35 protein-coding genes are annotated in these 22945 nt (G+C 68.0%); all 35 read right to left on the bottom strand.

Features of this window, described 5'->3' with window-relative positions:
* Positions 1–267 precede the first annotated feature (267 nt).
* The 35 genes from EII34_RS15145 to EII34_RS14985 all read right to left on the bottom strand — a co-directional run bounded on the left by EII34_RS15145 (position 268) and on the right by EII34_RS14985 (position 22945).
* Positions 268–582 (bottom strand): hypothetical protein, encoded by a 315-nt coding sequence (locus tag EII34_RS15145; RefSeq protein WP_124846008.1) that lies wholly within the window; start codon positions 580–582, stop codon positions 268–270.
* Complete coding sequence (locus EII34_RS15140; protein WP_124846007.1) at positions 575–811, bottom strand: holin; 237 nt, start codon at positions 809–811, stop codon at positions 575–577. Before EII34_RS15140 ends, EII34_RS15145 begins: the two co-directional genes overlap by 8 nt.
* Positions 808–1539 carry a glycoside hydrolase family 16 protein gene (locus EII34_RS15135; protein WP_124846006.1) on the bottom strand — a complete coding sequence of 244 codons (732 nt, stop codon included), beginning with the start codon at positions 1537–1539 and terminating at the stop codon, positions 808–810. The genes EII34_RS15140 and EII34_RS15135 overlap by 4 nt, the downstream gene beginning before the upstream one ends.
* Complete coding sequence (locus EII34_RS15130) at positions 1536–1994, bottom strand: DUF2746 domain-containing protein (protein ID WP_124846005.1); 459 nt, start codon at positions 1992–1994, stop codon at positions 1536–1538. Before EII34_RS15130 ends, EII34_RS15135 begins: the two co-directional genes overlap by 4 nt.
* The gene (locus EII34_RS15125; protein ID WP_124846004.1) at positions 1991–2785 is read right to left on the bottom strand and encodes a hypothetical protein; all 795 of its coding nucleotides are present in this window, start codon (positions 2783–2785) and stop codon (positions 1991–1993) included. Before EII34_RS15125 ends, EII34_RS15130 begins: the two co-directional genes overlap by 4 nt.
* Positions 2786–2798: 13 nt before the next feature.
* A complete protein-coding gene (locus EII34_RS15120) occupies positions 2799–3326 on the bottom strand; it encodes a hypothetical protein (RefSeq protein WP_124846003.1) in 528 nt (175 codons plus the stop codon).
* The gene (locus EII34_RS15115; protein WP_124846002.1) at positions 3317–4345 is read right to left on the bottom strand and encodes a hypothetical protein; all 1029 of its coding nucleotides are present in this window, start codon (positions 4343–4345) and stop codon (positions 3317–3319) included. The genes EII34_RS15120 and EII34_RS15115 overlap by 10 nt, the downstream gene beginning before the upstream one ends.
* Positions 4338–6491 carry a hypothetical protein gene (locus EII34_RS15110; protein ID WP_124846001.1) on the bottom strand — a complete coding sequence of 718 codons (2154 nt, stop codon included), beginning with the start codon at positions 6489–6491 and terminating at the stop codon, positions 4338–4340. The genes EII34_RS15115 and EII34_RS15110 overlap by 8 nt, the downstream gene beginning before the upstream one ends.
* A complete protein-coding gene (locus tag EII34_RS15105) occupies positions 6491–10408 on the bottom strand; it encodes a tape measure protein (RefSeq protein WP_124846000.1) in 3918 nt (1305 codons plus the stop codon). The genes EII34_RS15110 and EII34_RS15105 overlap by 1 nt, the downstream gene beginning before the upstream one ends.
* 15 nt (positions 10409–10423) lie before the next feature.
* Entirely contained in the window at positions 10424–10846 is a 423-nt protein-coding gene (locus tag EII34_RS15100; RefSeq protein ID WP_124845999.1) for a hypothetical protein, read from the bottom strand.
* Entirely contained in the window at positions 10846–11184 is a 339-nt protein-coding gene (locus tag EII34_RS15095; RefSeq protein WP_124845998.1) for a hypothetical protein, read from the bottom strand. The genes EII34_RS15100 and EII34_RS15095 overlap by 1 nt, the downstream gene beginning before the upstream one ends.
* A complete protein-coding gene (locus EII34_RS15090) occupies positions 11181–11768 on the bottom strand; it encodes a phage tail protein (protein WP_124845997.1) in 588 nt (195 codons plus the stop codon). Before EII34_RS15090 ends, EII34_RS15095 begins: the two co-directional genes overlap by 4 nt.
* Positions 11769–11771: 3 nt before the next feature.
* Entirely contained in the window at positions 11772–11984 is a 213-nt protein-coding gene (locus EII34_RS15085; protein WP_124845996.1) for a hypothetical protein, read from the bottom strand.
* The gene (locus EII34_RS15080; RefSeq protein WP_124845995.1) at positions 11984–12361 is read right to left on the bottom strand and encodes a DUF3168 domain-containing protein; all 378 of its coding nucleotides are present in this window, start codon (positions 12359–12361) and stop codon (positions 11984–11986) included. The genes EII34_RS15085 and EII34_RS15080 overlap by 1 nt, the downstream gene beginning before the upstream one ends.
* A complete protein-coding gene (locus tag EII34_RS15075; protein ID WP_124845994.1) occupies positions 12351–12623 on the bottom strand; it encodes a hypothetical protein in 273 nt (90 codons plus the stop codon). Before EII34_RS15075 ends, EII34_RS15080 begins: the two co-directional genes overlap by 11 nt.
* A gap of 3 nt (positions 12624–12626) precedes the next feature.
* A complete protein-coding gene (locus EII34_RS16125; RefSeq protein ID WP_185711384.1) occupies positions 12627–12791 on the bottom strand; it encodes a hypothetical protein in 165 nt (54 codons plus the stop codon).
* Positions 12788–13138, bottom strand: coding sequence for a hypothetical protein (locus tag EII34_RS15070; RefSeq protein WP_124845993.1), 351 nt, complete (start codon positions 13136–13138; stop codon positions 12788–12790). Before EII34_RS15070 ends, EII34_RS16125 begins: the two co-directional genes overlap by 4 nt.
* Positions 13135–13611 (bottom strand): hypothetical protein, encoded by a 477-nt coding sequence (locus EII34_RS15065; protein ID WP_124845992.1) that lies wholly within the window; start codon positions 13609–13611, stop codon positions 13135–13137. Before EII34_RS15065 ends, EII34_RS15070 begins: the two co-directional genes overlap by 4 nt.
* Before the next feature lie 17 nt (positions 13612–13628).
* Complete coding sequence (locus tag EII34_RS16635) at positions 13629–13751, bottom strand: DUF7302 family protein (RefSeq protein ID WP_260425191.1); 123 nt, start codon at positions 13749–13751, stop codon at positions 13629–13631.
* The gene (locus EII34_RS15060; RefSeq protein WP_260425190.1) at positions 13751–14659 is read right to left on the bottom strand and encodes a phage major capsid protein; all 909 of its coding nucleotides are present in this window, start codon (positions 14657–14659) and stop codon (positions 13751–13753) included. The genes EII34_RS16635 and EII34_RS15060 overlap by 1 nt, the downstream gene beginning before the upstream one ends.
* Positions 14660–14677: 18 nt before the next feature.
* Entirely contained in the window at positions 14678–15196 is a 519-nt protein-coding gene (locus EII34_RS15055) for a hypothetical protein (protein WP_124845991.1), read from the bottom strand.
* 121 nt (positions 15197–15317) lie between these two features.
* Positions 15318–15560, bottom strand: coding sequence for a hypothetical protein (locus EII34_RS15050; RefSeq protein WP_124845990.1), 243 nt, complete (start codon positions 15558–15560; stop codon positions 15318–15320).
* A 9-nt stretch (positions 15561–15569) separates the two neighbouring features.
* Entirely contained in the window at positions 15570–16787 is a 1218-nt protein-coding gene (locus EII34_RS15045; protein ID WP_124845989.1) for a VG15 protein, read from the bottom strand.
* Between the two features lie 2 nt (positions 16788–16789).
* Positions 16790–18337 (bottom strand): phage portal protein, encoded by a 1548-nt coding sequence (locus EII34_RS15040; protein WP_260425189.1) that lies wholly within the window; start codon positions 18335–18337, stop codon positions 16790–16792.
* Positions 18334–19581, bottom strand: a complete 1248-nt coding sequence (locus EII34_RS15035) for a terminase (protein WP_124845988.1) — start codon at positions 19579–19581, stop codon at positions 18334–18336. The genes EII34_RS15040 and EII34_RS15035 overlap by 4 nt, the downstream gene beginning before the upstream one ends.
* Before the next feature lie 166 nt (positions 19582–19747).
* Complete coding sequence (locus tag EII34_RS15030) at positions 19748–19978, bottom strand: hypothetical protein (RefSeq protein ID WP_124845987.1); 231 nt, start codon at positions 19976–19978, stop codon at positions 19748–19750.
* A gap of 149 nt (positions 19979–20127) precedes the next feature.
* Complete coding sequence (locus EII34_RS15025) at positions 20128–20400, bottom strand: HNH endonuclease (RefSeq protein WP_124845986.1); 273 nt, start codon at positions 20398–20400, stop codon at positions 20128–20130.
* Between the two features lie 95 nt (positions 20401–20495).
* Positions 20496–21233, bottom strand: coding sequence for a MerR family transcriptional regulator (locus EII34_RS15020; protein WP_124845985.1), 738 nt, complete (start codon positions 21231–21233; stop codon positions 20496–20498).
* Complete coding sequence (locus EII34_RS15015; RefSeq protein WP_124845984.1) at positions 21230–21412, bottom strand: hypothetical protein; 183 nt, start codon at positions 21410–21412, stop codon at positions 21230–21232. Before EII34_RS15015 ends, EII34_RS15020 begins: the two co-directional genes overlap by 4 nt.
* The gene (locus tag EII34_RS15010) at positions 21409–21687 is read right to left on the bottom strand and encodes a hypothetical protein (RefSeq protein WP_124845983.1); all 279 of its coding nucleotides are present in this window, start codon (positions 21685–21687) and stop codon (positions 21409–21411) included. The genes EII34_RS15015 and EII34_RS15010 overlap by 4 nt, the downstream gene beginning before the upstream one ends.
* Positions 21684–21878, bottom strand: coding sequence for a hypothetical protein (locus tag EII34_RS15005; protein ID WP_124845982.1), 195 nt, complete (start codon positions 21876–21878; stop codon positions 21684–21686). The genes EII34_RS15010 and EII34_RS15005 overlap by 4 nt, the downstream gene beginning before the upstream one ends.
* Complete coding sequence (locus EII34_RS15000) at positions 21875–22123, bottom strand: hypothetical protein (protein ID WP_124845981.1); 249 nt, start codon at positions 22121–22123, stop codon at positions 21875–21877. Before EII34_RS15000 ends, EII34_RS15005 begins: the two co-directional genes overlap by 4 nt.
* Positions 22120–22362 (bottom strand): hypothetical protein, encoded by a 243-nt coding sequence (locus EII34_RS14995; protein ID WP_124845980.1) that lies wholly within the window; start codon positions 22360–22362, stop codon positions 22120–22122. The genes EII34_RS15000 and EII34_RS14995 overlap by 4 nt, the downstream gene beginning before the upstream one ends.
* Entirely contained in the window at positions 22359–22700 is a 342-nt protein-coding gene (locus EII34_RS14990) for a hypothetical protein (protein ID WP_124845979.1), read from the bottom strand. The genes EII34_RS14995 and EII34_RS14990 overlap by 4 nt, the downstream gene beginning before the upstream one ends.
* On the bottom strand, positions 22697–22945 hold the full coding sequence (locus EII34_RS14985) for a hypothetical protein (protein WP_124845978.1): 249 nt from the start codon (positions 22943–22945) through the stop codon (positions 22697–22699). Before EII34_RS14985 ends, EII34_RS14990 begins: the two co-directional genes overlap by 4 nt.

Raw genomic sequence — 22945 nt, 5'->3', positions numbered from 1 at the left:
TCCGGCTTACAGGCCGACTCGTCCCTCAATCGGCCAGGCATAGGGGCTTGTCGGGGGCAGAAATCGGTTTTGGCAAGGCGTTTTGCTGCCGTTGTGAATCATCTCGAAATGTCTGGAAATGCTCTGAAACGCAGGCCCCGAGAGGCCCCAAGGCGGCTTTCCGGGATCTTTCAGGCCCCGACGAGGCCCCAGGAGAGAACACGAAAAGAGCCCCCCACCCGCAGCAGGGTGGGGGGCTCTTCCTCTTGTGCGCTGGGTCAGTCCGGGTCAGTGGTGCATCTCGGCGGCCTGCGCCCCGACAAGCACGGACTGCCGGGCCAGCTCGGTGACCTGCCCGAGCGCCCCGGCGATCGTCCGGACCGCCTGCACGGGGTCGAGGCTCTCGGCCGGGGCCTCGACGATGGCGGTGAGTGCGGCGATCTGCTGGCCGAGCTGCTCGGCCAGGGTGATGAGCTGCTGCTGCGCGCTCGCGGCCTCAGCCTTCTCGCGCTCGACGGCAGCCATGTAGGCCCGCTGGGCGTCCTCCAGCAGCTCGATGAGCTGGGTGGAGGTCAGGCCGTCGAGACTGGGCAGGTCAGGCATCGCCGTGCTCCGGGAGCGGCTCAGGCTGATGTCCGGCGACGAAGTCAGCGCTCCCGATGCTGGTCAGCAGGGAGGCGAGACCGGCAGCAGCGGCCACACTGAGGGCGGAGCCCCAGTTGACGTCGAGGATACCGATCCCGGCGACGCCGACGACGGCCACGAGGGCCTGTGCGACGGTCTTGACGGCGCGCTCGGTGGCGCCCATCCAGAAAGCTCGGGTCCAGATCATGATGCAGTTTCCTTTCGGTTGTTGTGGGGTGCTCGGAGTGGGCGGATCAGGATGCGCTCCTCCCACTCGATGTTCGGGTGCCAGTCCTGGAGGAAGGCGCGGTTCACTCCGGCCTGGACGACCATGTGGACGGGCACGTCGTGCGGGGCGTGGGGGGTGCGCAGCGTCCGGACGGTGCGGCCGTCGATGCCCCATCGGACCATGCCGGGGCGGACGTCGACGCGGTAGCGGTGCCACTGGGTGACATCGACGGGGATCATCGCCGGATCATGCTGGGGCTGGCCCTCGTCATCTGGCCAGTGGAGGTTCGTCATCGTCTCACCGGAGCCGATGCGGCCCTCGAGGAAGTTGATCTCGCCGAGGGGCCACTCGTCGTCGGATTCGGGCCAGAGCATGGCGACCATCTCCACGCGGTCCGTGTCGGGGGCCTTGATGTCCATCTCCCAGACCCCGTGTGCTGGGGCGTTGTGGAGGCCCGCCCACGACGGGCACAGCAGGGAGTGGTGCAGGGCCTCCTCATGGCTGACTCCGAGGTCGCGGAACAGCTGGTAGGCGGCGCGGTCGAGGCGGAGCCGCAGCTCGAAGGTGCGGCCGTCGGGCAGGAGCCGGGTCATGTCGGGGCTGTACCGCCCGAGGGTCCCGAACTCGGGCCGCTGCACGGACCAGCCACCGTAGGTGCGGTACTCCATCAGCTCCGGCCGAGGACGGCGGCGACGTGGGCGGATCATGGGTTGTCCTTCCAGTCGGTGCGGCGCTCAGCCTCGACCTCGTGCAGCCGCATGGAGTGATCGTGCAGGGCGTGATCGACGGCCGCCTTGACGTTGGTGATGCGCTGGTCAGCGGCCGTGAAGCGCGCATCATGGCCATCGAGGCGGCTGTTGACGTGCTTGAACTCGACGTCGTGGCGCTCGCTGATCTCCAGCAGCCGGTCGGCTTTCTCCTCGATCCGGGATGTGATGGCAGTGATGACATCCATGTCGACCCGGAGGTTCGTCGTGTGGGTGTTGGCGACCTGCTCCTTGATCTCGGCCGTAGCCTTGCTCGTTGACCTCAGGATGGGCAGGATGGCGGCCCATCCCTTGCGGATGCCGAGGATGACCCCGGCACCGACGGTGAGGGCCATTCCTGCGATCACCCCCCACGACTCCGGGGTGAGGACGGGGGTCTCGAGGAGGACGCTCACCGCAGGGACTCGCCCCCGGCCTGGAGGGCGTCGCCGACGGCCTCCCGGACCATGGCCCTCACCTGGTCGATGTCCACCCCGCCCGTCTGGGCGGTGTGGAGGGCCTTGGTGAGGGCCGTGATCTCGACCCGGAGGGCGTTGACGTTCGCGGCCCCAGACTGGAGCGCGACCGCGACGGTCGGTCCGCTGGTTCCCAGCCAGCGGCCGAGGATCTCGTCTGCGATCTGCGTCGCAGACGGCTTGTAGGCCGCGGCCTCCAGGGCGGTTGCGACGGTGAGGCCGCTCCCGCCGACGGGGGCGCGGAGCAGGTCATCGATTGAGGGCATGTCATCCTCCTCGGGGATGGGGTTGGTCAGGGTGGTGGTTGAGGTGATCGGGTCGCTGGGGACCCTGCCGTTGGCGGTCTGGAAGAACACGTGCGCATGGTCGCGGTGCCAGTCCGAGATGCCAGACCGGGGGCCAGGGAGCGGCCTCCAGCCCTGATCCGCATATCGGGTCTTCCAGATTTCCGCGTCCCAGATGATGTGCCGGATGTCGAGCTGGCGGGCATGCTTGACCAGCCACGCGACCAGCAGGTTGCCAGCGGCCTTCTCTCTCGCGGTGGGCATCAGCCCGACCCTTCGGGAGACGATGATGTCGAGCGCCAGCCCAGTTCGATGTTCCTTCGACTTCGGGTCGTGCGCCCGGCCGATCCACAGCGACGGCGGGCCAGTCGCGATCACATGGTTGGCCACGTCGTAGCAGATCTGCTTGGTCGCGGCAGGAAAGTGCTTGGTGTCACGTCTGCCCATGAGGGCTCCTTTCTCATTGGATTGCGGTCCACATCCATGGGCAGCCGCCCGTGGATGTTCCGGTGGTGGACAGACGGAACCCGGTCAGGCCGATCCCGTCGACGTGCGATCTCGCCCCTGCGAAAACTCCGGCCGAGGACGCCAGCTGGGTGATGATCGTGGGCGGGCTGGTGAATGCCACGCCTGCGGGCCAGCGGATGAAGCTGGTCGTCGGCCCGGGGTCCGGCTCGACCCACTGGCCGCGGGCGACCACGCGCGGCAGCCGCGCGGCCTGCGCCTCCAGCTGCGAGAGCCGGGCCTCGAGAGTGGTGGCGGCAGGGCCGATGATGATCCAGCGCTTGGTGCGTGCCAGGTAGATGGCGAGCACTCGCTGCCCTGGGCTGAGCGGCCCGGCCGCGTTGTCGGCGGTCAGTCCGATGTCAGGGGCGGTGTCGAGCCACAGCCTGGAGCCGTCCCAGCGGCCCCACTCGTAGCGCTGGCCCTGGGCGTTGCTGGCGGCCACAGCCCCGGCGAGGAGCTGGCCTGCTGATGTCAGATCCACAGCTTGTCTCCTGCGGCGTAGATGTGGCGGATGGTGTCCTCCACGACCGGCCCGATGCCCAGCTGGATGCGCCGGTTGATGACCGCCCCGTCGATGTTGAGGCGTCGGATGTGGACGCGGTCGCGCAGTTGGACGTCGTCGACGGGGTGGCGGTAGGTGACTCTGCGCGTGACATTGGTGGCCTGCGCCAGGAGCCGCTCGGCATGCCGGTCCAACACCTGCTGGTTGGCGGCCTCGACACCGTCGTAGGTTCGGGGGATGTCGCCGCGTCGGTGGCTGCCGAGCGGATGGCTGGCGGGCAGCTCGGCGTCGGCCCGCATCGCGGCCCTCGTGGAGGAGCCGGGACTGTAGACCACGACCCGGTTCGGCAGGTCGGCCAGGTTGGCGGCATCCCGGTAGGTGCGCAGCACCCGGTAGTCCCCGGGGTCGCCGCCGTACGTTGCCGCCAGGGGGCGATCACCTGGGGCGACGTAGGGCTCGGCGCGGAACCAGCCGTTGCCGTCGCACCACAGGCCGCCGTGGCCGATCGCGGACAACAGGTCGTTGATCTGCTTGAGGCGGGTGGTCTTGGCGTCCCAGGTGAGGGTGGAGGGCAGGGTCAGAGGGGAGGGGGTGATCGCGATGGCGTGCTCCCCGCGGTCGCGGATGATCTCCGCCACCTTGTCGGTCACGACCGTCCCGGCCGTGACCTCCGACATGTAGGGGATCTCACGGGACAGGATGCTCGTCTTGTCGAGGACCTGCACCGACATTCTCCGGTGGTCGCCGTCGATGTCGATCTCCGGCCAGGTCGGCACCCACACCCCCATGCGGGTGGTGTGCTCGCCACGGTGGTGGGTCAGGCGGAGCCGATGCGACAGCCAGTCCACCCCGGACGGGGGCTGGGACACCTCGAGGGTGCCGCCGCCGTGGATGGCGCGGTCGATGTTCCAGTCGACGGAGCCTCCCTCGATCTGCCCGAAGGTTCCGAGGAGGTTCTCCTCCTTGTCGAGGAGGTCGATGCTCCACCACTCAGCCATCTGTGATCCTCACGATCGTGCCTGAGACCGCGGCGAGTCCATCGGCGAGGCTGTGCGGTTTCCAGGCCACGCCGGAGGCGGTCAGGGTGCCGCGCCAGCGGATCCCTGAGGGGTCGCGCCACCACACTGGTTGCCCGAGGAGCCGCAGCCACACCTCTCGGGGCGAGCCGAGCTGTGGCAGGATGCGGCCGGAGAACGTGACCTGGTCGGGCCGGGCAACCCCGTGGTGGGCGACCGGATGGGCCGCCCCCTCGTAGTCAGCCAGGACGACGTCGTGGCCGTGGGTGTGGGAGAGGTCGATGTCACCGATCAGCTCTGCCTTGGTCCCGTCGTCGCCGACGAGCCACACCCTGCCGGTGGTGGTGCGCAGCGTCACTGCGGCGGAGGCCGCCTCTGATGGCAGCGCCGAGACCGCGATCGACCGGTAGGCGACCTCCGCATTGAGCGGGGGGAGCCCATCCGATGCATCCAGGCGGGCACCGGGGCCTGCGGAGACCTCCTGCCAGGTGAGCCCGGCATCGTGCGATGCCTCGATGCGCAGACTCGCGGTCGGCTCCCCGCCGGTTCCGGCGCGGGCCTCGAGTGCGACGATGCCCTGGTCCTCGACCCACTGCGCCATCAGTAGCGGCGCGGCTGGCGGGGTGAACGACGTCGTGATCTGTCGCTCCACCGGCTCGGCCGGGAGTCCGGTGCCGGACGTGACCGACACCCGGATCCGGTAGTCGCTGGCGTTGGTGAGGATGTAGGGGAGTGGCCGCGGGGTGTAGGCGCCGGTTCCTGCGATGCGGGACACCTCGCTACCGTCGGCGGCGAGGAGTTGGATCTCCCACGACGCCATCGCGGCGCCGGAGGCATCGCGATAGCTGAGGGTCGGAGTGATGCGGTTGCTGCGGTAGGTACCTGCCGGGGGTGCTGTGATCTGCACCGTCGGGGCTGGGGCGGCACGGAAGCCCCACATCGGCGACCATGGGCCCCAGTCCGCGTGCGCACCGCGAGTGCGCACCTGCCACTCCCACCAGCCGGAGCCGGGGGTGATGGCGTGGTAGCTGGCGGTGGTGGTCGTGGCGGTGGTCCAGGAGTCGGAGTTGGTCTGCCGGTAGCGGACCTCGGCCGCGCTCTGGGCAGAGCCGTCCACAGGGCTGTGCTGCCATTCCAGTCGGACCGGCTGTGCCGCCACCGTCACCCCGGCAGGGCCGACATGAGTCGGGGCCATGGGCGCGGCGAGGGCCTGCACCGGACCGGTGTAGGCCCACTCCGAGTCCGTCCGGGACGGCTGGGAGACCCAGGTGTCGGCCCGGTACTCCGCCACTGCGCCGAGTGGCGGGGTGTGGGTTGCGGTGCCGGAGCCGCCGGGCACCTCGGTCAGGGTTGCCCAGTGCCCACCCTGGACGCGCCACTGGAGGCGGAGGCCCATCGGGTAGCGGGCCTGCTGGTCCATGCGGACGATGATCCGGCCGCCCTGCCGGGTCCACGAGATGCGCGGGGGCAGAGGGCGGGTGCGCACATACGGGCCATAGGCTGGCCTGCTGGCGCCTGCGGCGTTGACGGCACGCACCCAGTAGCGGAACTGATCGTCAATTGGCATCTCGTCGCGGTAGCTGGTGCCGTAGACGCGAGCGAAAACCCCAGATGTGCCGGTGCTCTCCCGCTCCACCCCGAGCTCGTAGTAGTCGGCGTTCCCGACCGCGTTCCAGCTGATCTGGAACGCCGTCCCGGCCGATCCGATACGGGTCACGGACGGGGGACCGGGGGAGACCGGTAGCTGCGCGGCCTTGGGCGGGATGCGCAGCGAGTCGGTGTGCGACGCCGACACACCCACATACTCGATGCCGGACAGGGTGACGGACTCGGTGATGGTGTAGGCGGCGTCGCGCAGCGGGAACTCCCCGCGCAGCGTCGTCAGATGCACACTGCCCCCGGTGGGGGCGATCAGCGACACCGATGCCGAGGATGCGGCGAAATCCCCGGTCCAGGACAGGGTGGAGTTCCTGTCCTGGACCGAGTAGCCGACCTGGGCGGTGATCGCCAGGGTGACGGTGACCGACGACGCTCCGGGGCTGATGTGCCCCATCGTCCAGTCGAATCGCAGCCGCATCCTGCGATTCGAGCCGGACGTCCACGGACCGTAGGTGGTGTAGGTGCTCATCAGATCGACGCTCCCTCCATCTGTCGCACGGCCCTAGGCAGGTCGCGCAGGAACTCGATGAGGTCCTCGACCGACCGGAACGCGTCATGCGGCATCGACAGGTTGACGACCATCCCGCCCGCCATCTGCTTGGACTCGGCGTGGGTGTAGACCTGCTCCCCGCCTCGGAAATGGACCAGCTCCGGGCCGCGCTCCCCGACCCATGCCCAGCCGGGGCGGGCGTGGCGAGTACCGGTCGCGTAGCCCTCCTCGACAGGCAGGCCGAGCTTCTTGGCGACCCAGTTCTTGAGATCCTTGCCGAGCTTCTCGGCGATCTTGCTGACGAGGTTGTCGAACGGCCCGTCGCCGGTCACCAGGCCCTGGAGCGACTTGAGGGGCCCGGCGATCTTCTCGGCCATGTCGCTGAACCACCCCTTGATCTTGTCCCAGGCGTCACCCACCGCATCGGCGAGCTTCTCCCACCAGGCCTTGTCCGCGCCCCTCTTGACGGCCTCCTCGATGTCGGCGGAGGCGATGGCGACCCCGGGGCCGTTGTCGCGGCCGCCCAGCCCATCCCCGCCGCGCAGATAGTCCTGGGCCTGCCAGATGGCGGAGCCCAGCGGGGTGCCGTGCCCCGGCAGGGGGACGCCGTGCACGTGGGGCACCCAGCGGCCCTTTCCGGTGCGATCCCAGGCGGCGATGCCGACCTGACGCAGTGGTGCGATGAACCGCCGGAAGTCGCCGGTGATGTCGAGAGCGTCACCGGCATGGCTGGTGCCGGAGTAGGACGTCCTGGGTCGGAAGCCGCCCTGACTGATGTGCATCCGGGCGCCGGCGATCTTCTCCGCCTGCAGGATGCGAGCGGCGAACGTCGAGGTGAACCGATGCCCGCGGAATCCGATGATCCCGCCGGTGGCGTGGTGGGCGAGTCCGCAGCCGCATCCCGCGGGATGCGTGCTGTCGAACCGGGCCCGGAACCGTGCCGGGGACATCCCCGACATCGCGGCCTTGTTGAGGGCCAGCAGCCTGGTGCGCTCGTAGGGGTCCCTGAGCGCCTCGGAAACGGTGACGCCCTCACCGCGACGCATCCACGCCAGTTGGTCGTCGCCATTTCTCCACGACGACTTCCCAGGGAGGATGCCGCCGCGGGCGAACTTCACCTCAGGAATTGTCCCCTCGATTCGGGGGATAATTTTGATCTTGTCGGCCACCCAGTTGTAGGAGCCGATGATGCCCTTGTTGATGAATCCGATGACGGCGTTGATCGGCGAGGCGACGGTGGACTTGATCTTGTCCCACGCGCCACCAATCGTGGTGACGATGCCGTCCCAGGCTTCGCCTGCAGCGGTCGCGATGGACTCCCACACTCCGCCGACGGTGGAGCTGATCCAATCCCACGCGGCCTTGCCGGTGCTCTTCAAGCCATCCCAGAAGCCTCCCCAGGCTCGGGACATTCCGTCCCAGATGCCGGTGACGGTCTTCTTGATGGCCTCGAAGATCGCGCCGATGGCGCGGGAAATCCAATCCCAAGCGGCCTTTCCGACCTTCTGGATTCCATCCCATACCGCAGACCAGGTGCCGGAGATCGCCGTCCACACACCCTTGAAATACCCGAGGATTCCGTCGAAGAGGAATCGGGCATTGCTGGCCAGCCCGCCCACGATGGAGTTGAAAACCCCGACGATGTTGTTCCAGACCGCCCCCCAGTCGCCGTTGATGGCGGCGGTGACGGTGCGGATGATTCCGGCGATGACGGCGAGAACGGTTTCGATGGTGTTCTTGATGATGTTCCACACCGTGGAGATGACCGACCAGATGGCCTGCATCGCCCCCGCCACCACGGAGACGGCAACCTGCCAGGCGGTGCCGATGGCGGCCATGATGACCGAGCCGACCGCGTCCCATGTGGCCTTCACGATGTCCCACAGCGCGGTCCAGCCTGCCTGGATCGCGTTCACGGCGGGCTGGACCGCGACATCCCACAGCCACATGACGCCCTTGCCGATGGCATCCACGGCGGGCTTGATGACGTGCTCCCACGCCACCGAGATGGCGTCGGAGATGATCTGCCAGCCGACCTGGATGGCGTCGATGGCGGGCTTGATGGCGTTGTCCCACAGCCACGCGAACGCCTTGCCCAAGGCGTCGATGGTCGGCTTGAGGGCGTTGTTCCAGGTGGCGGACAGGAACTGTCCGACGATCTTGAGGCCATCGACGAAGAGGTCGAACAGGGGGACGATGATGCGCCCCCACACCGCCCTCATCAGCTCGCCCAGCGCCTCGAACACCGGTCCGACGTGGGTGGAGAACCAGCCGATGACGGGCTCGGCGGCCTGCTGGATCGTGTCCCACACCCCGGACAGGGCGGGTGCGAGGACGTTGGTCCACCAGTCGGCCACACTGTCGGCGGCGAACAGGATCGTGTCCCAGATCCCCGACAGGGCGGGGGCGAGGACGTTGACGAACCAGTCGCGGACACTGTCCGCCGCGAAGACGATAGCGTCCCAGACTCCCTGGAAGGCGGGGGCTGCGACGTTGACGAACCAGTCCACCACGCTGTCCACGGCGAACTTGATGCCGCCCCAGATCTGCCCCCAGAGCTTCTGCCCCTCCTCGGTCTGGGTGAAGAACCAGACCAGTCCGGCGACGAGCGCGCCGATGGCGGTGACGACCAACCCGATGGGGTTGGCGCGCAGGGCAGCGTTGAGGCCCTTGACGACGCCGATCACGGCGGGGCCGATCTTGTTGAACCCCCCGGCCGCCAGGTCGGCGGCCTTGAGGGCGAAGGCGTAGCCGCTCCAGGCGACAGCTCCGCCGATCACGGCGGCGGTGAGCGGGCCGAGCCAGGTGGAGTTCTCCTTGATCCAGGTGACGCTGTCCTGCAGGGCAGGGACAAGCGTGTCCTTGATCCAGGAGCCTGTGTCTCGCAGCGCCGGGACGAGGTGGTCGCGCAACCATCCGGTGATCGCCTCGACGGCGGGCGCGGTGCGGTCCTGGAGCCAGGTCGCTGCATCCTTGACCGCAGGGATGAGGGTACCCGTCATCCACTTCCCGGCTTCGCCGACGGCCTTTCCGAGGGCCTCGCCAGCCCTCTTCGCGGCCGGGCCGAGCGCATCGGCCTTCTCGGTCAGCCAGGCGAAGCCGCTGCCGATGTGAGGCAGCACCTGCGCGACGACCGACTCGCCGAGGCGGGACAGAGACGCCTTGAAGTTCGCGAACTTTCCGGGGAGGGTGTTCCCCATTTCCTGGGCGACGGTGCCGGATGCGTCCCGCATCGCGGCCTCGAACTGCTCGAAGCTGATCTTGCCCTTCGATGCGGCCTGGAAAACCTCCTCAGCCGTGAGGCCCATCTGCTTTCCGAGGGCCTGATAGATCGGCAGGCCCTTGTCGGCGACCTGCTGCAGGACGTCGTTCTGCGCCTTGCCGAGAGAGGCGACCTTGTTGAAGATGCCGCCCATCTCGCCCATGTCGACCTGAGCGGCAGCAGCGGAGTTCGCCACCGACTTCAGGACCTGCTCGAGACGCTCGCCGGGCTTGATCCCAGCAGCGACAGCACCGGCCGCCGTGGTGGCAGCCTCGCCCAGCCCGAAGGAAGTCCCCTTGACCGAGGCGAGGGCATTCTTCATGATCGCCTGCACGGAGTCGGCGTCATGTCCGAGTCCCTTGAGCTTCTTCTGCGCTGTGTCGATCTTCAGGGCACGCTCGATGCCGCCCTTGATGGCGAGCCCGCCGACAAGAGCTCCGAGTCCAGCAACAGCGCCTGCCCCGACCTTGAGTGCGGTCTTCAGTTTCCCGCTGATCTGGGAGCCGATCTTCAGGCCCAGCTTTCCCGCATCGTCGTCAATGACACGGAATTGCTTCTTCACCTCTGGGGCGATCTGATTCGCCGTTGCGATGATGGAGATGTAGGCCTTTCCGAGCTCAACGCCGTTCGCCATTGCGGGCCCCCATTCTTATGTCATGTTTTCCCTCTTGGTCTGATACCAGGCCTCGAAGTCCTCGATCGAGGAGAACCCCTTGGATGCCCCGATGATGACGACCTCTTCGGGAGATTCGATGCCGGGGCGGGGGATTGGTTGTGGTTTCTGGCCTTTCTTTCCCCCGAATGCCCACATGAAAACTCTGATGTCGTCAATGAGGGTGGCGAGCAGGTGATCGGTGAGCTGCCAGGTTGCGCGATCGGGATCGGCTGCCCGCCAGTAGGCAGCCTGCGGAGACAGGCCGTCAATGAGGTCCAGCAGGACGAGTGGCGGGATGTGATCAGGGGAGTCCGGCGTGAGCACGGCATCCAGATCGATGCCGTACTCACGCCGGAAGTCAGCCCTGAGCGGTCCCTTGTGCTCCCTGAGGATGCGATGAAGCCGCAGCAGGGACATCAGGCATTGCCGCCACTGAGAACGCCCTTGATGAACTCCGCAATGTCACTGAACTTGACGCGCCCCGTCTCCGGGTCACGCAGCAGCTCGCGAGCCTCCTCGTACTCTCCCTCGCCGAGAAGGAATCTGCCAACCTTCGCGAGGACGAACGGATTTTCCCCACTCTGGAGTTCCCCCAGCCATTCGATGAGCTCGTCGTCGTCGAACTTGTCAGCGTCGATGGTCCAGGTGCGGCCCAGGGCCTCGACCTGGAACACCTCCGGGGTGCCCTGCTTCGGCTTGTGGTCCTGCGGCTTGGGTGCGCCAGCGGGGCGCCGGTAGGCCCTCCTCTTGCTCATGCAGACTTCACCCCGTCGTCGGTGTACTCGTAGAAGAACTTGCCGTTGCTGTCTCGGCGCAGCGTCAGCTCGATCGGGTAGGCGATGACCTCGGAGTCACCGTAGGTCTGCTCGAAGGACTCGGTGACCTGCTGGGCGTTGGGGATGACAATGCGGTGCAGCCCATCACCGTCAGCCATGTCGATCACCCAGCACCCGTCGGGGCCGTCCTGCCCAGCGTAGGCGACGTCGATCTTGGTGCCGTGCTCACTGGTGGCCGGGGTGATCGTGACGGCGTCCTCGCCCCACACGGCCTTGGCGACGTCGGCGTTGCGGGACTCGATCAGGACGAAGGAGAGGGTGACGGTCAGCTCGGTGCGGGGCCGAGCAACCTCATCGCCGCCCCACGCCTTGATCGCCTCGTAGGCCTTGTTGATCGCGCGCCTCAGCCCCTCGGCCGCGGCGTAGCCCATCGACTTGAGCTTGGCATTCAGGCTGGTCTTCGCGTCGGTGGGGAGCGGGGCCTTCTCGGACTCCTTGGCGAAGAAGATCGCGCCGCCGACCTTCGGCTTGCCGATGGCGACGTTGCGGGCGTTGGTGGTCATGGGTCAGCCCTCCTTGGGGGTGGTCTCGATGGCGGCCCGGCGGCGACTCTGGTCGGGCTGAGTCGGGGCCTCCTGCGCGGCTTCGTGGGGGTTCTCGGTCTTCCAGCCCTGCTCGGTCCAGGCGCTCTGATCCTCCTGGGTCACCTCTTGGGTGACGTCGGGGAAGGTGGGGTGCCAGAGCCGGATCTTCGGCTGCGGCGTGGATGCGGTGTCCATCAGTGGCTCCTCTGTCTCAGATTCGCGGTCATCACGACCCGGGGGGATCCCGAGTCGGGGTCAGGCAGCTCGGTGGGCCCACTCACCCAGCCGCCTTCGCCGCCGGGCATGAACGCCCAGGCGGTGTCGAGGCCGCTGAGGGCCTGCTCGACCTGGGCTCCGAGCTCGTAGGCCTCGGCGTCGGTGGGGGCCCAGCACTCGACGGTCACGCGCGCATCCCGATGGATCAAGGAACGACGGCGCGAACCGGTGAGTGTGGCGCGGATGAGTTTCGGCGGTCGGGGGTCAGGGACCCTCGAGAACGCAGAAACCCCCGACAGTGCGGGGGTTTCGTTCAGGTAGTCGCAGATGATGCGGACCGGGTCGTCAAACGCCATCGTCACCCCCTGCGTCGAGGGAGCGCAGCAGAGTGTGCTCCCGGGCGTTCTTCCGGTTGGCGTTCTGGGTGGTCGCGACGACGGCGACCCGCCCTCGTCCTCGTCCTCCGGTGATGCCAGCGCCGGCGGCCTTGAAGCCCGGCCCGGCCTTGTCAGCGATCCGCTCGGCGCGGGCCTGCAGATCGGCCATCATCTTCGGGTGGGTGCGCAGCGCCTTGAACCCTGGGAAGTTCCAGGTGAGCTTGGTCTTCTTGCGCGCCACAAGTCAGTCCTCCGCGCTCAGATCGACGACGGCGAACAGGCGCCCGTCGTCACCGATCTTGAGGGCTCTCAGGTCGAGATCGACCTGGGTGGTGCCGACCTCGACGAGGTCGCCGTCCACCTCCATCATCAGCGGCAGGGTGCACCTGCCGGTCAGGAACTCGGTCACAGTGTCGGGACTCCTTCCACTTGTCTCAGATGGATCTCGATCCCAGCGGCAGGGAAGATCCACGGGCCCTTCGTCCAGTCGAGGACCTTCACCACCGCGTGGGTCTCGCCGTTGACCGTCACCCGGTCCCGGACATTGATTTTCCCGACCAGGGCGGCCGGGGCGTGGATCACGAGATCAACCCGCCCACCGGGGCGTGCCGGATCTGCCAGCTCGCCCTCAGGGCCGCTGATCGCGTGCGCGGCGATCTCCCCGGCATCGATCCAGGTGTCTGTTCGGTTGCCGCGCCCATCAGGAGGGCCCCACGTGTGGCGCTGGTGACTGAGGCGGTGCGGTGCGGGGATCATGGCAGGTATCCCGGATAGAGGGGGCCTTCCAGCCGGTTGAGCACCGACCCGCAGGAGCATGGCGCCCCCCACGCCACCGAGCACGCCTCACCGTGGGTGGCATCGTGATACGTGGCGGCGGGGTGGATCGTGAACGCCCGCCGCGCCGTGCCGGAGCCCGCCTTGCAGATGTCCTGCAGGGCAGTGATCTCACTCGGCCACAACAGGCCACCCCGGGGGGCGACGGTGGTGGTCTGGGAGAATGCGCCCGCAGACTGCTGGGTGACGGTCCCGGCGACGCCGGTTTCATGCCAGCGGAGAATCGCCCGCCGAAGAACCGCCTTCGCGGCGGCCCCCTGCTCCGGTGTGGGGCTCTCCAGACAGGGGGCCACCATGACGGCCAGCGCGGTCGCGTCCGCGATCATCGCCCACCCCTTTTCGGCGGGGATGTCGGCGAACGGCTCCAGGTCGCTGACGTGCAGCAGATCAGCCACAACGGCCCCCTCCCAGGTCACTTGCGGGGCTCGGCCCGCTTCGGTTCGCTCTTCGGCTTCCAGCCGGGGCCGAGCTTCTCGGCGAGCGCCTCGTCGACGATCACCTCAACCCCGGTGGTGGTGTTGACCAGGTGGCGCATCACGCCTCCTTCACCAGGGCGAACTTCTTCAGGTCCCCGATGGCGACATAGACCACGGCCTCTGTGCGGAACATGATCTCGTTGTGCCCCGCCAGGTCCCGGCCAGAGTTATCCGGGTCGCCAGCGGTGAGGATCTCCAGCGGGAAGTTCCTCTGGAAGCCCCAACGCACCTCGCTCCAGTCGCCAAGGATCGCCTTGATCTTCGCGTCGGTGGCGAGTTCTGGCTTGCCGCTGACGGTGGAGGAGGACTCCACCTTCAGGCCGCGCCAGTTCGAGGTTCCGGCGAAGGTGGCCTGCGGGTAGATCGACTGCCCGGCCAGGGAGTGCCCGGCGGGGTACACCTCGGTCGCCAAGGAGTAGTTGTAGGCGGGGTCGGTGGCGATCCCGGTCGGCATGAACGACTGGGCGGCCAGGAGTCCGACCGCCTGGTTCAGCTCCGCCGTCGGCGCGCCACTCGGCACGACCGTACTGGTGGCCTGGGACAGGTGCTTGGTGATCTTGCTGGCGGGCTGCCCGGTCTTCGGGTTGATCCCATGGATGGCGATCAGGTCTACGGCGCGGCCCATGCCCGCGCCGATGGCGGGGGCGACGAGTTCCTTCAACACGCCGAGCTTGTAGTCGTCGTCGGCCCACCTGAACTCGTCCGAGGCGCGGGTCTGGATGATGAACTTGATCGGGTCCGCGCTGAACGGGGTGATCTGGAACGGGTCATCCGCAGGCTTGGCCTCGGACTCGCCGACGATACTTGCTCGCGGAACGCCGGAGAAGGTTGCTCCCTTGACCGGGCCGAACAGGGTCGGCTTCTCCTGGGACAGCTTGCCCAGGAGTCCGGCATCCAGGGCCTTGTCGCGGACGATGCCGAGCATCGTCCCCGGCAGCTGGAGCTGACTGGTGTTGAGAATAGCCACAACGGGCTCCTTTCAGGTTCAGAAGAACTGGCCCAGGGACTGGACAAAATTGCGCTCTTCGGCGTCTCCGCCAACGCGCGGGGCCTGCCCGGCCAGCTTGGAGGTGGGGTGGGTGGTTTTCTGGGTGACCCCGGCCAGCCTCACCAGGTCGTCGGCGTCGGCCTCGATCTGCTCCTGGGTGGTGCCGGTGAGGAATCGGGCGGATGCCGGATCGAGGCCCTTGGAGACTGCGATCTCGGTGCGCAGCTGGTTGAGCTTGAGGGCCTCGAGCTCGGCGGTCAACTTCGCGTTGGCCTCGGTGGCCTTCTCCAGGTCGCTCTTCGCGGCCTGCTCGATCTCGTCGAGTCGGGCGGCCTTCGCCTTCAGGTCGCTGTAGTCGCCGTACTTGGCGCGTTCGCGCTTCAGCCTGTCGGCCAGGACGGCGTTGAGCTGCTCCTGGGAGGTGATCGGCTCGAAGGCGGGAGCCTTCTCCTCCGCCGTTTTGGTGGGCGGGATGGATTCTGTGGCGATGGCCTCGGTGGGGTTGTTGGGGTCCATGGTTCCTCCTGGTGGAGTGTCGATGTTCCACGCATTGACCGCTGCGTGTCGGCGGAAATCAGGGGAATGTGAAAGAACCCACAAGGCTTCCTTGTGGGTTCTTACCTCTTCGGGGATGACGTCAGGCGGCGATCAGCTCCATGAAGTGCGGCTTCGCCTTGCGGAGCAGGCCGAAGTCGAGGGTCTTGACGACGTTCTCGCGGTCCTCATCCGTCAAGAGGCCGTTCTTGGCGGCGAACTCGACACAATCGCCGAAGACCACACCGTAGCCGCCGTACTCGAGATGCAGATCCAAGGAGTCGCGCTGAGTCTGGGGCATGAGGTTGCGGAGTCGCGCATACAGTGCCTCGATCCATGCGAACATGCATCGATTCTACCAGCGATCCAGGGGGAGCGGGTGGGCCGTGGCGATGAACCATCGTCCGTGCTTGCGCGCGACGACCACCCCGGCGACATCTTGCGCGATGCCGTAGAAGTCCGCCCCCAGATTGTCGTCCAGGACCTTCCCCTGCTGGGGGTTGTCGATGATCGCATTGACCCAGTCCACAACCTCGCGCTCACCCCAGCCGGGCGGGAACTCCGACTTGCCAGCACCTGAGCCGTGGCGATGAAGGCCATGCCCGGAGCCATCGCCGTCGAGCAGGATCTCGGCATCCAGGAGATCGAACTCCTCGATGTCACTCCGACGAAACGGCACCTTGCGGCCGCCGAGCCGCGGGAACTCATCTGGGCCGTCGGCGCCGAGCATCCCACGAACGCGACGCGGCGGCTTCCCGCCTCCGCCCTTCCCTGTGGAGGTCTTCGGCTTCGGAGCGTCGTTGACGATGCCGCCACCGTCGCGGCGCATCCGCGCCAGGATGTTCTCCGTCGTCGGCGGTACCTCATCCTCAGCGCAGGCCTCCCGTGCCCCGTAGTAGAGCCGCCGATAGGCCTGCTCCTGCTCGGTCGGCTCCCACGTGTCCAGCACCTCCACGGCCGTGCAGCCGCAACGGTCGTGGTAGCTGCTGCCCAGGGCGCGGCGCCCTCGCGGGCGACCACGACTGCCCTGCACCCTGAGGGCCGCATCCCGACTGGTGTAGTCGGGATGCGTGGCGAGCATCGCGCAGAACGCACACGGCTTGCCGTCGGTCACCCGACGCCACGTCGTGCCGTTCGCCGCCGTCGAAGCCTCCACCGTCCTGCGGCCCGCGTTGAGGGCATGCCGCTGGGCAGTGACCGCAGCCGCCTGAAGCAGGAGCTCCAGGTCCCGGGCGTAGGTGAGGGCCCTCGGGTCGAGCGCCTTCGCATCCTGCATCACCCCGGTGATCCGCCCGTAGGTGGCCCCCTCGTCGAACCGCGCGGGCACCGGGGCTGCGTGAGCCCGGTCGGACGCCTCCAGGCGACGGATCGCCTCGATCATCTCGATGGCCCGCTGGACTGATCCGGCATGGGCGATCTGCGCGGCGGCGACGTATCCGACGATGGTGTCACGGTCGCTGTAGTCGCCGCGCGCCCACCGCTTCAGCAGCTCGTAGATCAGGCCGGACAGGGTTGCCGACCTCTGGATCTCGCGCGCCTGATGGGCGACAGCGACCTGCCTGCCCAGGTTCATGCTCAGTCCTCCAGCTGCTCGGCGTCAGCCTCCGGCATGCGCAGACTGACCGGCACCGCGCCGGTGAACTCCAGACCCTCGAGGCCCAGCTTCGCGGCCGCGTCGTCGGGGTCCACCCCGGAACGGACGGCCACGCCCAGGGCGTCGAACTTCGCCTTCAGCTCTGTGGCCTCCGACGTGCCATCGGTCTGTCGGCCGACGGCCCCGGCCAAGGCGGCCAGAGGGTCGGGGGCGGCATTGCGGCGGTGCTCCTGGATCGAGGCAATGGTTGCCTCGTCGAAATCAAGCATCCGCAGCACCTCGTCCGAATCGGGCGGCAGGACTCCGGCGGCGGTGAGTTTCGTCACCGCATCGGCAGTGGCGGCCCGTGTCGGGGTTGCCGCGTCGCGCCATCGGGGCCTCACCCGACCATGGAACTCCGACTCGGTGACGCGGTGGCCGAGCATCCGTGCGGCGAGCCAGCCAGCCAAGGCCCACGCGGACCCGAACTGCCCCTGCCTGCGCTCCGCGCGCTTGACCAGCCGGTCAGTCTCGCCGAGCAGGGCCTCGGCGGATGGGGGATTGCTGGTGACGAACCCGAAATAGCGCTCCGGGACAGCGGAGGCCCCCGCCATCAGCTGGGCCAGAACCCTGATCTGCTCGGTGAACGGCGCTGGGGAGTTCGGGCGAAACTCCCCCATGTCAGGCAGGTCGCCGTCGTCATCCTTCCCCATCGCCAGGAAGGCGCCCGCGGCGATCTCCCAACCCGGCTTGGCGGATCCGTCAGGGTTACTGAAATCCGACTGATCGACACCCTTGACGTAGCGCTGCGGGAACGAGTAGAAGTCCCGATTCACCGACATACCGAGCAGTGCCCGGGCCGCCTCGTCGGTGTAGAAGCGCATCGGGACGCTGATCTCGGAGCGCCCCCACGGGCGGGACGTGCGGCGCTGATTCTGCACCGGCACCACCGGCACCACATCAGGAAGCCCGGTCTGGGCCTCCTCCAAGACCTTCCACGAGTCGCCGCCGTTGGCATGCAGATTCCCGGACACCTCAACCGTCAGCACCCTCCCGAGAAGGAACAGCTCCACCTCCCAAGCATCCGGCCTGCCCTCGGTGGGCTGCCGGATCAAGGCGGCGTCCAAGGTGAAACCGTCCCGGGAAAGGATGCCGGTGGTGTTGAGTGGGGACTGAGGGATCACCGACACTCGGCCCCCGCTCTTAGCGATCACCAGGAAGCTGGTGCCGTGCACCAGGGCGTCGAGATGGGCGGATGCCGATTCCGAGCCGAGTCGGGAGGTCCGGAACACTTCATCCAGGCCGAATTCACTGCCGCCGGCCCAGCCGAGCCAGTCCAGCCGCTCCTCCAGGGCGTCCACGGCGATGCCGGGCCAGCCAGCCACCACGTCCAGGTTCCGCAGCGCCTTCGGGATCACCGGCCCCATTCGCTGCAGCCGCTTCGAGCCCTCGTAGTAACCCAGCATCTTGCGGTGGAAGCCGGACAGGGAATCCAGCTGCCGGAACATGCGGCGAGCCAGGGCCAGTTCGCGGTCGTCGAGATCGATCACAGCACCATCACCCGCCTTCCAGTTCTCTGTGCTGCCGTGTTGCGGACCTTCCGTGACAGCACCCCCCAGTGCGCCAGCGTCGCGGCGACGATCGGGGTGATGTCCGACTCTGCGGTCTTGCGGTTCCATGCCCACCGCTCCCCGATGGAGCGCTTCCGGGCGTTGTTGAGCGCCAGGGTGAGCTGCGGCTGCGCGATGTGTCGCAGCTCGTTGTTCATGCAGGCGTCCACCAGGTCGGCGCACGCATCGGTCATCTCGTCGGTGTTCGTCGTGACAACCCGGATCTTCGCCTTCCGAAGTGCCCGCACCAGCGATGAGGCGGGGGACCTCGCATCCACCACCACCGCGGCGATCGAGTTCTTCGCGCAACGGGCCGCCACATGGTCCACGATCCAGCCGGTGCCCTCCCGGGACTCGTCGAGCTCCACGTGCACGAGCTCGTCGTCCCGCAGCCCGGCCAGGGCCACGGCAGCCTGCTCCCGATTCGGGGACACGTCGATCGCCAGGACGAGCTTCGACAGCGCCTTTGACCGATCGTCGGCCAGGCCCTTCCAGATGTGCGGGGGGATCACCGCGGGGGTGGACAGGTCATCCCAGATGCCGAGGGCCTCACGGCGGAAGTGGTCCTCGGTGAGGGCTCGGCGGAGCTTGCGGATCGCCCGCAGCGGGGTCCGCTTCGGGTAGGAGGGGTTGGCCTTGCGCCACGCCTCCTTGTCGTCGGTCTCGCAGTCCGCTGGGGCGGAGAACTCGATCCAGGTCGCCTCCTCCAGCGGCTCCCCGGCCTTCGATGCGGCCAGGGCGGCGTCACGCTGGGCGGTGAACACCTCGCCGGGGTCCTTCGGCCTCGGCGGGGTGCCGAGCATGATCGTCAGCGGATGTGCGGCTTGGTTCTGCGTCGGCAGCATGTCGCTCATCGCGTTGCTGGTGAGGATCTGCGCCTCGTCCAGCACCAGGATCGACACCTTCGCCACGCCGCGCAGCGCCCCGGACTCGCGGGCAGCCATCACGATGCGGGAGCCGTTGACGAACCGGATCGAGCGGTTCTCCGCCGAGGAGTTGATCTTCGCCACCCTCGGGGCCACCCCCGGCTGACCGGCAACCGCCTTCAGTGAGTCGAAGACCTCCAGCATCACCTTGTTATGGTGGGCCGTCCAAGCCACGGTGGAGCCCGCATGGATCAGGCAGTGGGCGAAGACCATTGCAGCGACGAGGTAGGTTTTGCCCGCCTGACGGGGGATCGACATCGCCACGATCTCAGAAGCCCACCCGCCGTCAGCTCGCTTCGCCCATGTGATCTGCGCGATGTCGCGCTGCCACGGATCCAGGCCCAGACCGATGCGCTCCGCAACAGCGACGACGCTCGGACCGGCGGTCGAGGTGATCCCTGCAGGAAGGCAGAGGAGGTGAGCCTCAGGGAGCAGGCCAGGGCGCGTCGGGGGTTGCGGCCGCTTCGGCAATCTCGTCCACCCCTTCCGTGGCCACCACCCCGTCGAGCTCCTCACTGATCGCCAGGAGCCGCCTCGACAGCGCGGCCGCGTCCCGATCGGACACGCCCCGGTCAAACCGACGGGCGATGTCGTCCCGCAGCGCCTCCAGCATCGCCCTGCGACCCTGCCTTGAGGCCTCCTCGACGCTGGACATGGGGCCTCCTGTGGGCAACTCGGGGGTGCGGTGACAAGAGTGACGGGACCTGTGGAAAAAAGTCGAGAGAGAATGCCGCCTAGGCCTGAGCCAGCGTCGAGGCCGGGGGGAGGGGGCACCCCCCACCCCTGTGTTCGATTTCAGGGGCCTCAGGTGAGGCTCCCGGAGCGGCGGATGATGGGGGCGAGCCCGGCATCCTTGCGGCCCTTGCGCTCGTTGCAGAGCTTGTGGGCGGCCTGCTTGTTGCTCAGGGTATCAGGTCCGCCCTGGGAGAGCGGGATGACGTGGTCGACGACGAAGCATCCGGGGTCAGGCCATCGCAGTCGGTGGTCGATGGCCTCACCGCAGATCCCGCACGGCGGTTTGGCGGCGGCGATGGTGGCGCGGTGACGGTCTCGGATGGCGGTGTCGCGGTTGGCCATCGCCACCCCCTCGGAATGGGTGAAGCCCCGGGGGCGAATCCGGGGCTTCCTGTTTTTGGGTGCACTGATGCACTAACAACGGCAATGATAGTCGCTCACAGCATGGCGCGCAACTTCCGCTCGGCGGCGAGTCGCCTGATCTGGCCCAGGTCGAACAGTCGTCGGCGCGGACCCTCGGCCACGGGGGACAGCAGGCCGGGGCGGGAGGCCCAGTCCCGAAGCGTCCGCTCAGGCACGTCCACGAGCCGGGAGGCCTGCCGGAGGGTGACCGCCTGGATCGTGACCTCGTGGCCGCAAGGGCGGCACACCCAGAGCGGCTCGTCGGGGGCGGGGGCCTCAAGGGGGCCCGTGCCGCAGCGGGGGCAGGGGACGGCCGGGCTGGGCTCCTTGAGGTGTCTGACGGCGGCCCTGACCTGCCGGTGCACCCGCAGCACGCCCCACTCGAACTCGGGCCACTGCGCGGTGCCCCGGATCAGGGGCAGGTGCTGAGTGAGCCAGTCTGTGACCGCGGTGAGGGTGGGTTGCTCGGGGAGCTCCTTGACCTCGCCGGGGCAGGTGTCGAACAGATCGCTGGCCAGGTCCCGGCACCAGCCCCACAGGAAGGGCAGGACGCCGACGCCGTCAGGGTCGCAGAACTCCATGCCGTCGAGCCATCCGGTGGTGTCGCGGGTGTCGAGGAGCTGGAGCACGTCGAGGCGCAGCGGGGTGCCGGAGGATGCGCCGGTGCGGCCACCACCCCACGGGTCGGGGCCACTGGTGAGGGCGTCGGGCAGGAGGGCGCACAGCTCGGGCAGCTCGCCCAGGGCCTGCTCGACGTCGACGGTGTGGGTCACTGGTCCTCCTTGGGGGTTTGGCCGACCTGGGCGATGCGGCTGGCCAGGGCGGTGAAGGCGGAGCGAAGGTCGTCCAGCCGCGTGTCGAATGCTCGGATGAGGCGCGCGCAGCGTTGGCGGAATCTGCCGGCGGGGGTCAGGGTCAGGGGCCAGTCCGGGAGATGGAGCGTCTGGGTCACTGGTCCTCCTTCTCGGCGTACTCGACCCAGCTCAGTCCGCTGCGCTCCATGGCGTGCTCGAGTTCGGTGATGTCGCGGTCGCTGTCGCGGATCGTGTGGCCCCTGAGGGCGAGCAGGTTGGCGAGGTGGAGCTCGTCGGCGATGGCGATGAGGGCGAGGGTCTGGGCGGCGAGGGTGCTGGGCTGGGCGTGGCGAGGGTCGAGGCCTTCGGGGCTCTTGGTGCGGTCCTGCAGCCAGTCCAGGGTTCTGGCGGCTTTGCGGACGTTGGGGTTCACTGTCGGGCCTCCTTGCTGTCGTCGTTGTGGGTGAGCTGGCGGGTGAGGGTTGCTTGGGCGGCGGCGAGCATGCCGAGGGCGTCGATCTGGTCGATGAGCATGGGGTTGTGCAGGAGGATGCCGAGGGTTCCGTCAGAATTGCGGACCTTCTCGATGGTGATGCGGGCGAGGGTGACGGGCTGGCTGGTCATGCGCGGGGCTCCTGGAGGAGCCCGAGGGCGTCCCTGATGTCGCGCGGGATGAAGGGAGTTGCAGCGCCTGCTGTCGCCACGGCGATGAGGTTGGCGATGCGGACCTGCTCGCAGATTGCGGCGAGGTTCGCGGCAATGACCTCGGTGCAGGTGACGAGGGCGTGGTTGGTGACAGGGTTGTCGCTGCCGTTTCGGGTCAGCGCATCGATGAGCTTGGCGAGGTCTCGGGGGTCGATGTCGGTCATGCGTGGGGCTCCTTGGTGCCGTTGGGGTTGGGTAGGGGGTGGCGCTGGTCGAGTCGCTCACGGAGAAGGTCGAGCTGGGCCGCTTGACGCACGGTGTCGGCCCTTAGTGCCCTGAGATTGTCGTCCATGAGGATGATGAGCTGGCGGAGGGTTTGGCGAGTCCAGTGCCGGTAGACGATGCAGGCGGCGATGCTGATGGCCGCGCTGGCGATGCAGCAGATGATGGCGGTGGTGGTCACGGCTGTTCCTCCTGGGGGGTGCCGAGGGCGGCGGCGATGTCGGGGAGGAGGCTGCGGATCTCGATCCGGTCGGGGGTGCCGTCGTGGTCGCGGACCTCGTAGCCCCTGCATGTGGAGATCTCTCCGCAGGCCTGCGAGGCGACCGAGGCCAGCTCCTCGGATGGGCCTCCCCTGTCGGGGTCGATGGCGGCCAGGGCGATGAGGTTGGCGATGCGGAGCTGCTCATGGATCGCGGCAAGGGCGTGGCTGGCGTCGAGGATGGCGGTTGCGAGCATGGTGGCGTCGGTTTCGCCCTGCTCCTCGATCCACTCGGTGATGGCGTCTCGGTTGGTGGTCATGCGGGGTCCTCCTCGGGTGTGTTGCTCTCGGCCTTGATGGTGAGCTGGATCTTCGGGTTCTGTTCGAGGTGGGCGAGTCGCTGTTGAAGGTCGTCGATGGCCATTCGGAGACGGGTGTTGGTGATGGCCTGTCCGGCGGCGTCTTCTGTTGCCTCGCGTTGCCAGCGACGGACCCAGTGGCGGGGCAGGAACCAGCAGGCGGCGATGACGGCGAGGCTGGCGACGAGGTTGGCGATGGGGAGCAT

Origin of the sequence: Arachnia propionica (assembly GCF_003859805.1) — a bacterium.
Classification (GTDB): Bacteria; Actinomycetota; Actinomycetes; order Propionibacteriales; family Propionibacteriaceae; genus Arachnia; species Arachnia propionica_C.
Note: the sequence above shows the minus strand (reverse complement) of the source record. Positions and strands in the feature narration are given on the sequence as shown.

Bases quoted from the DNA above. Each gene is read 5' to 3' on its own strand.
- EII34_RS15145 (WP_124846008.1), bottom strand. From the start codon at position 582: ATGCCTGACCTGCCCAGTCTCGACGGCCTGACCTCCACCCAGCTCATC.
- EII34_RS15140 (WP_124846007.1), bottom strand. From the start codon at position 811: ATGATCTGGACCCGAGCTTTCTGGATGGGCGCCACCGAGCGCGCCGTC.
- EII34_RS15135 (WP_124846006.1), bottom strand. From the start codon at position 1,539: ATGATCCGCCCACGTCGCCGCCGTCCTCGGCCGGAGCTGATGGAGTAC.
- EII34_RS15125 (WP_124846004.1), bottom strand. From the start codon at position 2,785: ATGGGCAGACGTGACACCAAGCACTTTCCTGCCGCGACCAAGCAGATC.
- EII34_RS15115 (WP_124846002.1), bottom strand. From the start codon at position 4,345: ATGGCTGAGTGGTGGAGCATCGACCTCCTCGACAAGGAGGAGAACCTC.
- EII34_RS15110 (WP_124846001.1), bottom strand. From the start codon at position 6,491: ATGAGCACCTACACCACCTACGGTCCGTGGACGTCCGGCTCGAATCGC.
- EII34_RS15105 (WP_124846000.1), bottom strand. From the start codon at position 10,408: ATGGCGAACGGCGTTGAGCTCGGAAAGGCCTACATCTCCATCATCGCA.
- EII34_RS15100 (WP_124845999.1), bottom strand. From the start codon at position 10,846: ATGTCCCTGCTGCGGCTTCATCGCATCCTCAGGGAGCACAAGGGACCG.
- EII34_RS15095 (WP_124845998.1), bottom strand. From the start codon at position 11,184: ATGAGCAAGAGGAGGGCCTACCGGCGCCCCGCTGGCGCACCCAAGCCG.
- EII34_RS15090 (WP_124845997.1), bottom strand. From the start codon at position 11,768: ATGACCACCAACGCCCGCAACGTCGCCATCGGCAAGCCGAAGGTCGGC.
- EII34_RS15085 (WP_124845996.1), bottom strand. From the start codon at position 11,984: ATGGACACCGCATCCACGCCGCAGCCGAAGATCCGGCTCTGGCACCCC.
- EII34_RS15080 (WP_124845995.1), bottom strand. From the start codon at position 12,361: ATGGCGTTTGACGACCCGGTCCGCATCATCTGCGACTACCTGAACGAA.
- EII34_RS15070 (WP_124845993.1), bottom strand. From the start codon at position 13,138: ATGATCCCCGCACCGCACCGCCTCAGTCACCAGCGCCACACGTGGGGC.
- EII34_RS16635 (WP_260425191.1), bottom strand. From the start codon at position 13,751: ATGCGCCACCTGGTCAACACCACCACCGGGGTTGAGGTGATCGTCGAC.
- EII34_RS15055 (WP_124845991.1), bottom strand. From the start codon at position 15,196: ATGGACCCCAACAACCCCACCGAGGCCATCGCCACAGAATCCATCCCG.
- EII34_RS15050 (WP_124845990.1), bottom strand. From the start codon at position 15,560: ATGTTCGCATGGATCGAGGCACTGTATGCGCGACTCCGCAACCTCATG.
- EII34_RS15045 (WP_124845989.1), bottom strand. From the start codon at position 16,787: ATGAACCTGGGCAGGCAGGTCGCTGTCGCCCATCAGGCGCGCGAGATC.
- EII34_RS15035 (WP_124845988.1), bottom strand. From the start codon at position 19,581: ATGTCGATCCCCCGTCAGGCGGGCAAAACCTACCTCGTCGCTGCAATG.
- EII34_RS15030 (WP_124845987.1), bottom strand. From the start codon at position 19,978: ATGTCCAGCGTCGAGGAGGCCTCAAGGCAGGGTCGCAGGGCGATGCTG.
- EII34_RS15025 (WP_124845986.1), bottom strand. From the start codon at position 20,400: ATGGCCAACCGCGACACCGCCATCCGAGACCGTCACCGCGCCACCATC.
- EII34_RS15005 (WP_124845982.1), bottom strand. From the start codon at position 21,878: ATGACCAGCCAGCCCGTCACCCTCGCCCGCATCACCATCGAGAAGGTC.
- EII34_RS15000 (WP_124845981.1), bottom strand. From the start codon at position 22,123: ATGACCGACATCGACCCCCGAGACCTCGCCAAGCTCATCGATGCGCTG.
- EII34_RS14990 (WP_124845979.1), bottom strand. From the start codon at position 22,700: ATGACCACCAACCGAGACGCCATCACCGAGTGGATCGAGGAGCAGGGC.
- EII34_RS14985 (WP_124845978.1), bottom strand. From the start codon at position 22,945: ATGCTCCCCATCGCCAACCTCGTCGCCAGCCTCGCCGTCATCGCCGCC.